The sequence below is a fragment of the Pseudoalteromonas sp. T1lg10 genome (assembly GCF_002964545.1).
GTDB lineage: Bacteria > Pseudomonadota > Gammaproteobacteria > Enterobacterales > Alteromonadaceae > Pseudoalteromonas.
The window spans coordinates 73,797-87,851 of sequence record NZ_PQBV01000001.1; the positions used below are offsets into that span (position 1 = coordinate 73,797).

The 14,055-nt window shown below is 50.6% G+C and carries 10 protein-coding genes; 7 read left to right on the plus strand and 3 right to left on the minus strand.

Annotated elements, in window-relative coordinates:
* Nucleotides 1-6 precede the first annotated feature (6 nt).
* Together C2M17_RS00320 and C2M17_RS00325 are read right to left on the minus strand one after the other, a co-directional pair.
* Complete coding sequence (locus C2M17_RS00320; RefSeq protein ID WP_105198905.1) at nucleotides 7-846, minus strand: CvfB family protein; 840 nt, start codon at nucleotides 844-846, stop codon at nucleotides 7-9.
* Complete coding sequence (locus C2M17_RS00325) at nucleotides 846-2,195, minus strand: DEAD/DEAH box helicase (protein ID WP_105198906.1); 1,350 nt, start codon at nucleotides 2,193-2,195, stop codon at nucleotides 846-848. The genes C2M17_RS00320 and C2M17_RS00325 overlap by 1 nt, the downstream gene beginning before the upstream one ends.
* Before the next feature lie 167 nt (nucleotides 2,196-2,362).
* Between C2M17_RS00325 and trhO the strand changes: the two genes are divergently transcribed.
* The 7 genes from trhO to C2M17_RS00360 all read left to right on the plus strand — a co-directional run bounded on the left by trhO (nucleotide 2,363) and on the right by C2M17_RS00360 (nucleotide 12,094).
* Nucleotides 2,363-3,349 (plus strand): oxygen-dependent tRNA uridine(34) hydroxylase TrhO, encoded by a 987-nt coding sequence (gene trhO, locus C2M17_RS00330; RefSeq protein ID WP_105198907.1) that lies wholly within the window; start codon nucleotides 2,363-2,365, stop codon nucleotides 3,347-3,349.
* Between the two features lie 149 nt (nucleotides 3,350-3,498).
* Complete coding sequence (locus tag C2M17_RS00335; RefSeq protein ID WP_105198908.1) at nucleotides 3,499-4,650, plus strand: serine hydrolase domain-containing protein; 1,152 nt, start codon at nucleotides 3,499-3,501, stop codon at nucleotides 4,648-4,650.
* Entirely contained in the window at nucleotides 4,650-4,979 is a 330-nt protein-coding gene (locus C2M17_RS00340) for a hypothetical protein (protein WP_105198909.1), read from the plus strand. The genes C2M17_RS00335 and C2M17_RS00340 overlap by 1 nt, the downstream gene beginning before the upstream one ends.
* Before the next feature lie 367 nt (nucleotides 4,980-5,346).
* Nucleotides 5,347-6,315: an efflux RND transporter periplasmic adaptor subunit gene (locus C2M17_RS00345; protein WP_105198910.1), complete on the plus strand. Its 969-nt coding sequence runs from the start codon at nucleotides 5,347-5,349 to the stop codon at nucleotides 6,313-6,315.
* Between the two features lie 3 nt (nucleotides 6,316-6,318).
* Complete coding sequence (locus tag C2M17_RS00350) at nucleotides 6,319-9,405, plus strand: efflux RND transporter permease subunit (protein ID WP_105198911.1); 3,087 nt, start codon at nucleotides 6,319-6,321, stop codon at nucleotides 9,403-9,405.
* 89 nt (nucleotides 9,406-9,494) lie between these two features.
* A complete protein-coding gene (locus tag C2M17_RS00355; protein ID WP_105198912.1) occupies nucleotides 9,495-11,390 on the plus strand; it encodes a DUF294 nucleotidyltransferase-like domain-containing protein in 1,896 nt (631 codons plus the stop codon).
* Between the two features lie 2 nt (nucleotides 11,391-11,392).
* On the plus strand, nucleotides 11,393-12,094 hold the full coding sequence (locus tag C2M17_RS00360; RefSeq protein WP_105199093.1) for a 3'-5' exonuclease: 702 nt from the start codon (nucleotides 11,393-11,395) through the stop codon (nucleotides 12,092-12,094).
* Nucleotides 12,095-12,342: 248 nt separating this feature from the next.
* Here C2M17_RS00360 and C2M17_RS00365 read toward each other — a convergent pair whose 3' ends face one another.
* Nucleotides 12,343-13,917 carry a BCCT family transporter gene (locus tag C2M17_RS00365; RefSeq protein ID WP_105198913.1) on the minus strand — a complete coding sequence of 525 codons (1,575 nt, stop codon included), beginning with the start codon at nucleotides 13,915-13,917 and terminating at the stop codon, nucleotides 12,343-12,345.
* Nucleotides 13,918-14,055: the final 138 nt, after the last annotated feature.

The following is a 14,055-nucleotide window of genomic DNA, read 5'->3' on the forward strand; positions in this document are numbered from 1 at the left end:
GCGACCTTAAGGTCGCGTTTTTAGTTTTATCTGTGTGGCTTCGATATCAATCAGCCCGTCTTTAAACAAGCCGCCTATGGCCTTTTTAAAGTTGGCTTTTGAGGTGCCAAACTGACGCTTAATTGCCTCCGGGGTCGACTTATCGCCTAGGGGCAGGATGCCGCCTTTATTATTTAGTTCATCAAGGATCTGCTGCTTTAGAGGATCGATTTTCGCCATCCCAGGCGCTTCGAGCAGGATATCAATTTTGCCATCTTCACGGCACTGCTGCACATAGGCTTTTAAGCGTTGGCCGACAAAGAGGTTACGGTGCACGCGGTTGTGGAAAATAAGACCCCAGTGCAGCTCATCGACTATTACTTTAAAACCAAGGTCGGTTTTCGCCGCTACTATGATCTCAACCTGATCCCCGTTTTTATAATTTGGCTTGGCGCGACCAACAAACTTGTTAAGATTGCTGGATGCGCAAATACGCTTTGAGGCGTTATCCAGGTAAAGTTTTACCAGATAGCTGCGCTCGGGTTGCATGCGTGGCTTTTGCTCATTAAAGGGCACCAGTAGATCTTTTTCTAGACCCCAATCCAAAAAGGCGCCGATTTGATTCACTTGTTTTACCTGGAGCAGGGCAAAATCACCCACCTGGGCTCTGGGTTTAGTGCGGGTCGCCGTTGGATGGCCCATGTTATCCAGGTAAACAAACACGCTTAGGCTATCGCCGCGCTCAATCTCATCCGGGGTCTGCTCTGCGGGTAGGAATACTTCACCCAAGTCTGGGCTGTGTAAATACAGGCCTTCGCCGGCTACTTCATCGACAAACAGGGTTTGCCATTGTCCTAAGCTACTCATTATTCTTCCTCATCCTGCATCGGTTTTGGTTTACGCTTTAGTGAGCCCATGGCATTAGGGTCAAATGGCGCGGCAATGGGTTTTCTAGCCTTAGCGGCAGGACCCTTACGCGATTTTACTTTTGCTGATTTACTGCCTTGTGCTGCCGTTTTATCTGCTTTTTTAGGCTTGCTGATCTTAGGCTTAGGCTGGGTAAAGCCTTTAAATTTACCTACCAGGCCTTCGATTTCACTAAAAGGCAGAGGACGGCGCATAAACTGGTTAATGGCTAAATAGCTTTGCCAGTCTTTCGGGCCTACCAGGGAAATGGCTGAGCCCTTAAATCCGGCGCGACCGGTACGACCTATGCGGTGGATGTATTCTTCGGCGTTTTTCGGTAAATCGAAATTAATAACATGGGTCACATTTAAAAGATCCAGCCCGCGCGAGGCCACATCTGTGGTGATAAGCACTTGGTAAAGGCCACGGCTGAAACTATCCATGATATCCAGGCGCTTATTTTGTGCCAGGGTACCCTCAAGCGCTACGGCCTTTAAGCCTTGCTTGCTGATTTTATCACACAGGCGCTGGGTATCTTCGCGGGTGGCGGTAAAGATAATGCACTGACCTAAGCCTTCTTCGTTGGCAAGCAGATGGTCAAGCAAGGCTTCTTTATGGTCGAGATGATCCGCTAAATACAGGCGTTGGGAGATGTCACCATGCTCGTCGGTGGCGGCGCTGATGCTTACACCCTTAGGGTTTTTCAATAAATTGCGCGATAGGGCACCTACTTGAGCGTGCTCCAAGGTAGCCGAAAACAACAGACTCTGGCGCAGGCGGTGGTCGGCGCTTTTATTGATAAGTTCGACTTGCTCACTAAAGCCTAAATCAAGAATACGGTCAGCTTCATCGAAAATCAGCATTTCCAGACCGGCCAAGTGTAAAGAGCGGTCTTCGAGGTGATCGGCAATACGTCCCGGGGTGCCAACAACAAAATGCGGGTCTTTGCGCAGTGCTTTCACCTGATCGTTATAGTTCTCTCCGCCAAGCACTTTTACGGCGCTCAGGGCGGTGCCGGCAATCAGCAAGCGCAGTTGGGTATAAACTTGGGTCGCAAGTTCACGGGTAGGAGTAACGATCAACACCCGAGGGTCGCGCTTCGATAAGGCCTTTTGCTTCATCACCCTTTGTACCGCAGGTAACAAAAACGCCAAGGTCTTGCCCGAGCCGGTTTTTGATTGCGCAAATAAGTCGTACCCGGCCAACGCCAAGGGAATAGCTTGGGCTTGAATATCGGTAGGTGTGGTAATGCCCTGGTGCGTTATTTGTGCACACAGGCGCGTATCGATACCCAAATCACTGAATTGCAAATTCACTCTCCAACAAAAAATACAGTTAATACAGCGCTATTATAACGTATTGCGACGGCCCTCTGGCAGCTAATTTTGCGTTTTCAGCCATTATGGGTAAAATACGCCTCCCTAATGCGCCGGATTTACGATTCGGTAGAGTTAAAAGCAAATAAATAGGTATATTAATGTCACAACAATACGTCGTGTGTGCGCTTTATAAGTTTGTCGCGCTTCCTAATTTTGAACAAATTCGTCAACCTCTTCTTGATGTGATGCTGGCCAATGATGTACGCGGTACATTATTGCTTGCCAACGAAGGTATTAACGGTACGGTCGCCGGTAAGCGCGAAGGTATCGATGCCTTACTGGCCTGGCTAGATAAGCAACCGAACCTGGACAATATCGTTTCTAAAGAATCTTTTGATGATGAATGTCCTTTCTACCGCACCAAGGTAAAGTTGAAAAAAGAAATCGTTACCATGGGTGTTGAAGGTATCGACCCGCGTGAAGTGGTGGGCACTTATGTGAAGCCGAAAGACTGGAACGCCCTGATCAGCGACCCTGATGTGGTATTGGTAGATACCCGTAACGATTATGAAATCGAAATCGGTACCTTTGAGAACGCGGTTGACCCTAAAACCAAGACATTCCGCGAGTTCCCAGCCTGGGCCGAGCAAAACCTTGACCCGAAAAAGCATAAAAAGGTCGCCATGTTCTGTACCGGTGGTATCCGCTGTGAAAAGTCCACCGCCTATATGAAAGAACAGGGCTTTGAAGAGGTGTATCACCTTGAAGGCGGTATCTTAAAGTACTTGGAAGAAGTGCCGAAAGAAGAAACCATGTGGCAGGGTGAGTGTTTTGTATTCGATAACCGCGTAGCCGTTGATCACGACCTGAACAAGGGTCAATACGACCAATGCCATGCCTGTCGCATGCCTATCACCGAAGATGACAAGCAAAAGCCGGAATATATGCAGGGGGTTTCTTGCCACCACTGCCACGAAAATGTCAGCGATGAGCAGCGTGCCCGTTTTGCTGAGCGTCAAAAGCAAATCGAGCTGGCCAAAGAGCGTGGCGAAGGCCATATTGGTCATGAAGCGCAGGAAATGCTGCATAAGCGCAAAGAGCTAAAGCAGCAGCTTAAAGACCAACAGCGCGCAGCAAATAAATAATTTAATTTTATATACTTAAAAAAGGAAGCGACTATCGCTTCCTTTTTTTATGGCTAAGGCTTAGAGTTTACGAAAAGGATCCGTATTAACAGAAGGTTAGTAGCTTCTGTTGGCAATAGATTAAACCGCATTGTCGGTAGAGGGATGATATGAAACGCGCGCCACTTGCCATATTACTTGCATTCAATTTAAACACTGCTAGCGCGTCGCTTAGCTCAGAGGTTGATAGCATCATGGACGCTGCTATCGACAAGGACGCACCAGGATGTAATTTAGGAATAAGTCATCAGGGCCAATTTATTCACAAACGCGGATATGGATTGGCTAATCTCGAGTTAGACGTTCCCTTGGATGGCAACCAGGTTCACCGAATGGCATCGGTTTCTAAACAGTTTACTGCTATGGCCGTGTTGCTCTTGGTTCAGCAAGGAAAGATCGACTTAGATCAAGACATTCGAACTTATCTGCCAGCGCTAAGGGAGTATCAAAGCAAGGTCAGTATTCGCCAAATGTTAGGGCACACCGCAGGAATGGGAGATTATGACCTTATTGCGCCTTCCTATGAAGGGGAAGTAAGTGATAAGGCAATAGAGTTAAGATCCGCGGCCGGAGGGCAATTTCGTCTCGGTAATGAAGATTATCTAACCATTGATGAATTCTATAATGTCGTAAAAACCGTACCGTTAGCGCAGGAACCCGGCAAGGAATTCAAATATTCGAACCTGGCTTATTTTCTTCTTTCTATGCTCGTCGAAAAGGTTTCTGGCAAATCACTGCGGCAGTTTTCTTCAGAGCAGATGTTCACCCCTTTGGGAATGAAACACACTTTTTTTAGTGATAACCCCGTCGAGGTGGTAAAAAACCGAGCTTCGGGTTACAAAAAAGAGCCTGACGGTACCTATGTAACCGACATGACCAACCTATTCTGGGTCGGGGATGGTGGCCTGCATACCACTCTAGACGATTTATTAATCTGGAATAATCAATTTACTGCGCCAAGCTTGGGTCAGGATCCAGAACAGTTGATAGCCATGATGAATACCCCTAACGCCAATATTGGCCCCTCAGCTGTATCGAGCTATGCCAATGGTCAGTTTATCAGTGAATTTAAAGGGTACAGGGAGTTTGCTCACTCTGGGGGGTGGCTTGGAACTACCACCTATTTTGCACGATATCCGCAATTAAAATTGTCATTTGCATTGATGTGCAATGATGTCTCTAACGACAATGTTTTCAGCGCTTATAAAGCGATTAGGGACAAGGTATTTAATGAAGTACTAAACAAAAAGGAAGATAAATAGTGAAAAAAGGACTCGTGATTGCGTTTTTAGCCGTGCTGCTATTTGGATGCAGCAAGCCAATACCTTCGGATAGGCAAGCTTATGTAGGTGTATGGGAAAGTCCTGAGATGAGGTTGCTGATACTCGCCGATGGCACGGTCGATTATAAACGACTTAAAAATGGTGGCACAACCTCCATAAACGCGGCTTTACAAGAGTTTGAAGGCGACGACTTTATCGTTGGCTTTGGATTTATCAATACCCGCTTTGCGGTAACGCAGCCGCCTCAGGAGGTCGATGGTCAGTACCAAATGGTTGTCGATGGGGTGTTACTGACCAAAAAAATGTAATGATTAGATAGAGGGGTATGTGACCCCTTTTTTAATATTCTTTTCCCGGAAGCGGGTGCAAATCCATTTCCTCCCTCAATTATGCGAGCGCGGTTCAGCGAAAGTAAAGATATGTAAAACCGGCTTTCAAGGCCGATGATTTGTGATCTAATGCTATCAATTAGTACGTATCTGTAATGCGTTAATGTAACTAGTCGCGCTATATCGGGAATTGACCGAAGCTAGGGAGAGTCTCAGAGCGACGAGCTGTTACACTCACACAACAGGATAATTACCCTAATAGCCGACATGAGTTGGTATATAACAAGAAGGAAGGTTTAGTTTGCGACAGCTTTTCAGTGCAATTATTTGTAGTTTAATAATCACTATGCCAGCGCTCGCTAAGGCCACCAAAGTAGTGGTGGAAAATGTGAGTTTAGAGCACTCACAGCAAGAGGTTCAGGCGGTCGGCAGTGCCGAGGCCATTCATTCGGTGGTCTTGTATCCGGCCGTGGGCGATAGGGTCACAGGGGTTCACTTTACGCCGGGACAAAAGGTCGGATCCGGAGCGCTTTTGCTTGAGCTGGACTCACGCTTGCAGCGCGCGGCGTTGGAAGAGGCCAAAATCCGTTTGGCCGATGCCGAGCGCACCCTGGAGCGTTTGCAAAACAGCTTTGCCAAGGGCGCCATTCCTAAAAGTGACAGAGACAATGCGTTAACGGCACGGGATCTGGCCAAGGTCGCGCTGACTAAGGCCCAAGCCGAGCTTGAAGACCGTCAGGTGCGCGCGCCTTTTGCCGGCGTGATGGGGCTTACCGATGTGGAGGTGGGTGACCGCATCAGCGCGCAAACCGCCATCGCCAGCATAGATGACATCACTTCCTTGTATATCAATTTCAACGCTCCAGAGGCGGCCCTGACCATGCTCAGAGCCGGCGCTGAAGTGAGCGTACAGCCTTGGCAGCAACAAGAGGCGATTACAGCGAAAATCGCGCAGCTTGATTCACGTATCGATGCTGACTCGCGCACTCTTAGGGTTAAAGCCCAGATAAATAATTCCGACGCGCTTTATATTCCCGGTATGAGCTTTCGTGTGCGGTTAAGTATGCAGGGCGACGCCTACGCCGTGGTGCCAGAAGCGGCGCTGCTTTGGGGCGCAACCGGCCCTTATGTATGGAAAAGCGTGGATAATGTAGCCACTCGAGTGGATGTGAAAATTGCCCAGCGCCTTTCCGGACGTCTCTTGGTCAGCGGTGCCCTAGATGAAGGCGAGCTACTGATAGTTGAAGGCGTGCAGCGTTTACGCGCCAATCAAAGCGTAAAGTTTGAGCAGACTCAGTTGGCGGACAGGAATTAAGCCATGAGCGAGCAAATTAATACGCAAATTCAAGACTTGCCTTCAATGGCGATACGCCGGCCAGTGCTAATAGTGGTGTTGAACCTGCTGATCATCATAGCCGGTATCGCCGCCATTGCTGGCGTTGAGGTACGGGAGTTGCCGGATGTCGACCGTCCACGCATTACCGTTTCTGCCTCATTCCCAGGTGGCTCACCGGAAACCGTAGACACAGAAGTCACCAGTAAACTTGAGGGCGCCGTGGCCCGCGTCAGTGGTGTTAAGTCTATTCGCGCCCAAAGTGAAGAGGGCAGTGCCCGTATCAGTGTTGAGTTTCGCCCAGGTATCAATCTCGACGATGCCGCCAATGAAACCCGGGAATCAGTATCCCGGGTACAAAGGGAGTTACCGGAAGAGGTAGAGCGGGTGTCCATTATCAAGGCCGATAATGATGCCGAAGCCGTGGTGTCACTGACTGTAAGCAGCGAAACCCTGTCCTTAGAAGCGCTCACCGAGCGCGTGGAAACCGACTTGGCGCCGCAGTTTTTGACCATACCCGGCGTTGCCGACGTGCGCCTTAACGGCGACCGTGAGCGGGTGATGCGGGTGCGCATCGATCCCTTAAAGCTAAGCAGCTTTAACCTTACTATCCCGGATGTGGCGGCGGCGCTGCGTCAGGCGCCTTTTGATGTGCCAGCGGGCAGCTTAAAATCCGATGACCAACAGCTTATCGTACGTGCCGATGCCACCTCTGTCAGTGCCGAGCAGGTAGGGGATATCATAGTCCGCGGCGATACTCGTATTGCCGATATTGCTGCCGTTTATTTTGGCCCGGCTGATCCGCGCTCCATGGTGCGTTTAGACGGCAAGCCGGTGATCGGCATGGAAGTCATTCGTCAGGCTCAGTCCAATACCATAGAAATTTCCGATGAAGTTCTCTTGTTGCTTGAGCGCATGCGTGAGCGTTTCCCGCAAATGGAATTTACTCTGACTTCAGATGATGCCCAGTTTATTCGCAGCTCGGTGGATGAGGTGCTTAACTCCCTGGTGCTAACCATAGTGCTGGTGGTGATCACCCTGTGGGTCTTTATCGGCTCATGGCGGGCAACCCTGGTACCGGCTTTTGCCATTCCGGTGGCGCTTATCGGTTCACTTGCTCTTATTTGGGCGCTGGGCTTTTCAATCAATATTCTTACCCTGCTGGCCCTGGTACTGGCCACAGGCCTGATTGTTGATGATGCCATAGTTGTGAGCGAAAACATCCAGCGTCAGCGCAGCATGGGCCTTGGCCGCCGCGCTGCGGCTGTGGTAGGCACGCGGGAAGTGTTCTTTGCCGTGGTTGCCACCACGGCCGTATTGGCCGCCGTGTTTGTGCCCATCGCCTTTTTGCCTTCTACCGCCGGGCGCTTATTCCGTGAATTCGGTGGTGTGCTGGCTGGGGCCGTGATCATCTCCAGCTTTGTCGCCTTATCTTTGGTCCCGGCCTTAACCTCAAAATTAAAGCCAAAATCCGGTGGCCGTCATCCTTTTGCTAAATTGGGTAATCGATTGGCGGGTGCTTATCAGTGGTGCATTAGGAAGGTGTTAGACCATGCCTGGGCGACCTTTGCCGTTTCCCTGCTTGTCGCCGCTGGCTCAGGAGCCCTGTATTTACAGCTTGATAATGAACTTCTGCCGTCTGAGGACAGGGGTAAAATACGTATCTTTGCCCGTGGCCCGGATGGCGTTGGTCTGAACTTTATGGACCGTCAGTCGAAACAGATGGAAGACGTGCTTCTCCCTTATGTGCAAAGTGGTGAGATCGAGTCCATCTATACCGTGGTGGGGCAATGGGATCCGAATATTGTCTTTATTACCGTGCCGCTGAAGCATTGGGACGAGCGCCATTTCAGCCAACAGGAAATTATCAACAAGCTGCGGGCCCCCTTAGGGGATATTCCCGGCGCTCCGGCGCGGGCATTTGGCTCAAACAGTCTGAACTTACGCGGTCAAGGTGGTGGCGTTGAGTTGGCCTTGTTAGGTCAGGACTACAAGCTTATCTATGCTGCGGCCCAGGATTATGTCAAGGCGGTAGAGCAGGCCATTCCTGAGGTGGCGCCGGTGCGTATTTCTTATCAGCCGTCGCAGCCGCAGCTCAGAGTGAATATCGATCGCCGCCGCGCTCAGGAGTTAGGCGTAGAGCTAAGTGATATCGCCGTAACCCTGCGTGCCGCCATCAACGGCGACGATGTAGCTGACTTGAACGTTGGCGACCAATCCATTCCTATTATGTTGCAGGCACAGAACCGCACCATCAATTCGCCAAGCGATCTGGCCAACCTCTATGTGGGTAGTGGCAATGGTCAACTGGTACCGCTAAGCTCGGTGGCCACCATCAGTGAAGAAGGCGTGGCTGCGGAGTTAGGACGCCATGCCCAGCGCCGCGCCATCGAAGTGGATATGCAGTTGCCAGCGGATATGGCCATGAGTGATCTGGTTGATCAGCTCCGTGATATTGGTGAAAACACCTTGCCCAGCAGCGTAACTCTGGCCTTTAAAGGAGAAGCGCTCACCTTTGAGGAAACCGCCAATGAGGTGGTGCTGACCTATGTGCTGGCTTTTGTCATAGTGCTTTTGGTGTTGGCGGCTCAGTTTGAGAGCGTCAATAGCGCCGTGGTGGTGATGATCACTGTGCCCTTTGGCATTAGTTCGGCAATTTTGGCCTTGTATCTCACCGGTACCTCGCTCAATATTTTCTCGCAAATCGGTCTGGTGATGTTGATTGGCCTTATCGCCAAAAACGCCATCTTGCTGGTGGAATTTGCCGACCAGCTAAGAGATAAAGGCTACCAGGTGCGTGAAGCGGTTGAGCGGGCAGCTCTGGTGCGCCTGCGCCCAATAACCATGACCTTGGTTTCCACCTTGCTCGGAGCCTTGCCATTGATTCTCTCTACCGGTGCCGGCGCCGAAGCCCGTAGCGCCATCGGTTGGGTTGTTTTCGGTGGCTTGGCCCTGGCGGTACTCTTTACCTTATTCCTCACCCCTGTGGTGTATTTAGGCCTGGCACGCTTTACCAAGCCAAGGGCGGATGAAAGTAAACAACTCGCCGCCGAGCTTGAGCAAGCCTCCTGATCTGAATGTCCGCGAATATCGCGGACATTTTTTTTTACCCCAATTTATATTAAGCTTCAGCCTATTAGCCGCAGATTAAAGGATGCACTATGCAGGCAGAGCAGCTTGAGATAGCTCAATTTCTCACTAGTCATTCACCCTTTGACGAGCTCCCCGAAGATGCCTTAGCCCATCTTGCGCAACAAGTCGAAGTCGCTTATTTCCGTGCCGGTACGGATATTCTTTACTATGGCGACGATATTGCCGACCTCTATGTCATTCGCTCCGGCGCGGTGGAATCCTACCGGCGCAGTGGTGAGCTTTACAACCGTATGGACAGCGGCGGTATTTTTGGGCAGATGGGACTGCTGATGAATCGCAAGGTGCGTTTTCCCGTCACCGCCATAGAAGACACCCTGGTTTATTGCATCGATGTGGAACTATTTACCGAATACTGCGATAAATTCGAGGTGTTTGCCGACTACTTTGAGGCCGATGGCAATGTACGTTTGCACCAGGCCATAGTCGAGCAAGCGGACAGCAATGATTTAACCACCGCTAAGGTTAAGGCCTTGTTACACAGGGATGTTGTGACCGTCTCCGCCGATGCCAGTATTCAGGAGGTGGCTCTGCTGATGAGCGATGAGCATATCTCCAGTGTCTTGGTTACCGATCCCAACAAGCCCATTAGCGATGACCCAGAAGAAGACGACGGTCAGGTGGTGGGGATTATCACAGACAGGGATATTCGCTCTCAGGTGGTGGCGCTGGGGAAAAGCCTGGTCACGCCGGCCCATGAGGTGATGTCCACTAATCTTACCTTACTCGATGCCAATGATTATGTGTTTGAGGCGGTGCTGGCCATGCTCAGGGACAATGTTCATCACTTGCCTATTTTGCATAAGCGCAAGCCCATTGGCGTGATCTCCTTATCGGACATTTTGCGTTACGAGTCGCAAAGCAGCCTGCTGTTGGTGCGTGGAATTCTTGCCCAGCAAACGGTGGACGATCTCACTCATTTTGCCAAGCAGCTGCCCAATGTCTTTGTGCGCATGGTCAACGAAGATGCTAATTCTCATATGATAGGTACGGCCATGGCGGTGATCGGCCGCACCTTTAAACAGCGACTGCTGGCCCTGGCTGAGGAAAAGCTGGGGCCGCCGCCGGTTCCTTATTGTTTTATCGCCCTGGGTTCCATGGCCCGGGACGAGCAACTCATAGTTACGGATCAGGATAACGCCATTATTCTTGACGATAGCTTTAACGAGCAGGAGCATGACGCTTACTTTCAGGCGCTGTCAGATTTTGTCTGTGATGGTTTGGCGGCGTGTGGCTATACCTATTGCGATGGCGAGATCATGGCGTCGTTTAAAAAATGGCGTCTTACCCGCAGTCAATGGCGCGAGCAATTCGCCACCTGGATTGCCGAGCCCAAGCCGCAAGCCCTGTTACACAGTTCAATCTTTTTCGATTTGGATGGTGTGTGGGGCAAAACCAAGTGGGCGGAAGAGCTTAAATCTTATATCGCCAAGGAAGGGCGGGCCAATCGTAAATTCTTGGCAAACCTGGCGGCCAATGCCCGTAACCGTACGCCGCCGCTGGGCTTTTTTAAGGGCTTTGTGTTAGAACACGACGGCGAGCACAAGCATTCCATGAACCTAAAACGTCGCGGTACGGCGCCATTATCGGATGTTATTCGTGTGCATGCCCTGGCGGTTGGCTCGCGTAAGCAAAATTCGTTTGAGCGCCTGGAAGACATTATCGATGCCAAGCTATTGCCACCGGGTAAAGCCCAGGATCTTCGCGATGCCCTGGAGTATATTGCCATGATGCGCATTCGCCATCAGGCTTGGCAAATCGAGCAGGGTGAAAACCCGGACAACAACCTGGATCCGAATTTGTTATCGCCATTCGAGCAGCGTAATTTAAAAGAAGCCTTTGCCATCTTAGAAAAGGCGCAAAGCTTTCTTAAGTTCCGTTATCAAACCGGTAATGGGTTAAACTAGTGTTGTCAGATCACCTTATAGACTGGCCAGCACGCTACCAGCAGCTGGCCAATAAAGCTCAACATCCCCAATTGCAGCAATTTTATCGAGCCGGCATCGCGAGCGGTGAGCAAACCCTAGGCGAGGCGCAGTTTGTGGCTCTGGACTTTGAAACCACCGGGCTCGACAGCGCCGGCGATGAAATTGTCAGCATTGGTCTGGTGCCCTTTACCTGGCAGCGCATTTATTGCCGGCAGGCCCGTCACTGGTTGGTGCAACCCAAACGAAATTTGGCGGAGCAGTCCATAGTGATCCACGGCATTACCCATTCCGAAGTTGAAGATGCGCCGGACTTAAGCAAGGTACTTGAACCCTTGTTGGCGGCTATAGCAGGAAAGGTGGTGGTGGTGCATTACCATGCCATAGAGCGGCCATTTTTGGCCAACAGCCTGTTACGACGCATCAACGAAAGCATTGAATTTGCGCTCATTGATACCATGGCCATCGAGCGCCAGGCGTTAAAGGCGCGGCGCGGATTTATCGGGCGCTTGCTGGGAGAGAAAATAGGCTCATTGCGTCTATCTGATTGTCGTGCCCGCTATAACTTGCCTCCTTATGGTGTGCATAATGCCATGACAGACGCCTTGGCTACCGCCGAATTATTGCAAGCCCAGTTGCGCTATCATTATCGCAGTGACACCCAGCTCAACCAGCTGTGGATGTAAAAAACCTGAACTTCGGATAGCGAATGCTTTTCTAGCAGCCAGTTTTGGCGCTAACTGCGTTGAATTCACTTCCAATAGCCAGCTATTGGTGCATCAATTCGCCTGGTTATCCCTAAAACTCTCTGGCTAGACAAGGGGTAATTTATAGTAAGTATTTAAAAACAATAAGTTAGCTCATCCCTTATCCAAACCTCAGGTTAAAAAAACGCCGCTGATGCGGCGTTTTGTATAATCCCCAAATCCCAGGTTTAAGGTCTGGGCTCGGTGCGCAAACCTAAAATCAAGCTCACACACATCAGCAACAGCACTATGGTGAAGGGCAGGCCGGTGGAAACGGCGCCAGCTTGCAGTGCCTCCATGGCTTCTTTACCACCAATCCAAAGCAAGGCTGCGGCAATCGCGCCTTCGATAGAGGCCCAAAAGACCCTTTGTGGTACCGGCGCATCCACTTTACCACCGGCGGTGATCGAGTCGATAACCAAGGAGCCCGAGTCGGAAGAGGTGATAAAGAACACCAGTACCAACACTATGGCGATAAAGGAGAGCACCTTGGCCATAGGCAGCTGTTCAAACATTTGGAACATGGCCAGCGGCACCTCGGTCAGGCCTTTTTCACCTAAGGATCCCAGGCCTGAGGCCACTTGATCTATGGCGATACCGCCATAAATTGACATCCAAAGCGCGGTCACTAAGGTCGGGATAAGCAAGACAGCAATGAGGAACTCGCGAATGGTGCGGCCTTTGGAAACACGGGCGATAAACATGCCAACAAAAGGTGACCATGAAATCCACCAGGCCCAATAGAATACCGTCCAGCCGTGCATCCAGGTTTCGTCCTCACGGCCATGCGGGTTACTCAAAGGAATAATATTTTCGATATAGCCAAGCAGGGTGTTCGGTAAGTTGCCCATGGCGGCAGCAAAGCCAACTAGAGCAACAAATAACAAGAGCGCAAAGGCGAGTATCATATTGACGTTACTTAATACCTTTACCCCGCCTTCGATGCCGCGCACCACCGAGATTATGGCCAGCAGGGTAACACCAATGATCACGCCAATTTGCAAACCAACACCACCGTCGGTACCAAAGACATGATTAAAGCCGGCAGAGGCTTGCTGCGCACCTAAACCCAGAGAAGTAGCTAAACCAAATAGTGTCGCCAGTACCGCAAGAATGTCGATTATATGGCCTGGCCATCCCCAGGCGCGGTCACCTAAGATGGGGTAGAAGATAGAACGAATCGACAGCGGCAAGCCCTTGTTATAGGAGAAAAAGGCCAGCGATAGTGCAACCACCGCATAGATGGCCCAAGGATGCAGGCCCCAGTGGAACATGGTAGCGCCCATAGCGGTCTTCGCCGCCTCTGGAGTATTGGCTTCGACGCCTAGCGGTGTTTCGTACCAACCCGTGTAATAAGCCACCGGCTCGGCTACGCCCCAGAACATCAGGCCTATCCCCATGCCGGCGGCAAAAAGCATGGCCAGCCAGGAAATGCGCGAGTGTGAAGGCGTTGCCGACTCTCCGCCGAGTTTAATTTTACCGTAAGGGGAGACGATCAAGGCCAAACAAAAGAGCACAAAGAGGTTGGCCGCCCACATAAATAACACATCAAAATTACCTATGATGTCCCATTTGAGGCCGTCCAGGGCCTTTTTCGCGGTGGCTGGATCGGTAACCAGAATAGCTACCAAAAAGATGATGATAAGGCCTGCGCTAATGCCGAAAACAGGGTTATGAACATCAAACCCCCACTTTTGCACGTTATCCTGGCCGACGGTGTAATCGGTATTTTCTATACTGTACTTGTCATGATGTTCACTCATGCCTACCTCTAGTTGTTAAACCCATTAGAGCCAAGGCCTAGTTGAGTGAGTCCACGTAAATCAATGATTTGTAGACTAACTAAAATAGACCCCTTCATATGTACAATAGTTTAGGGATTAAAATATAAATGTAAATTG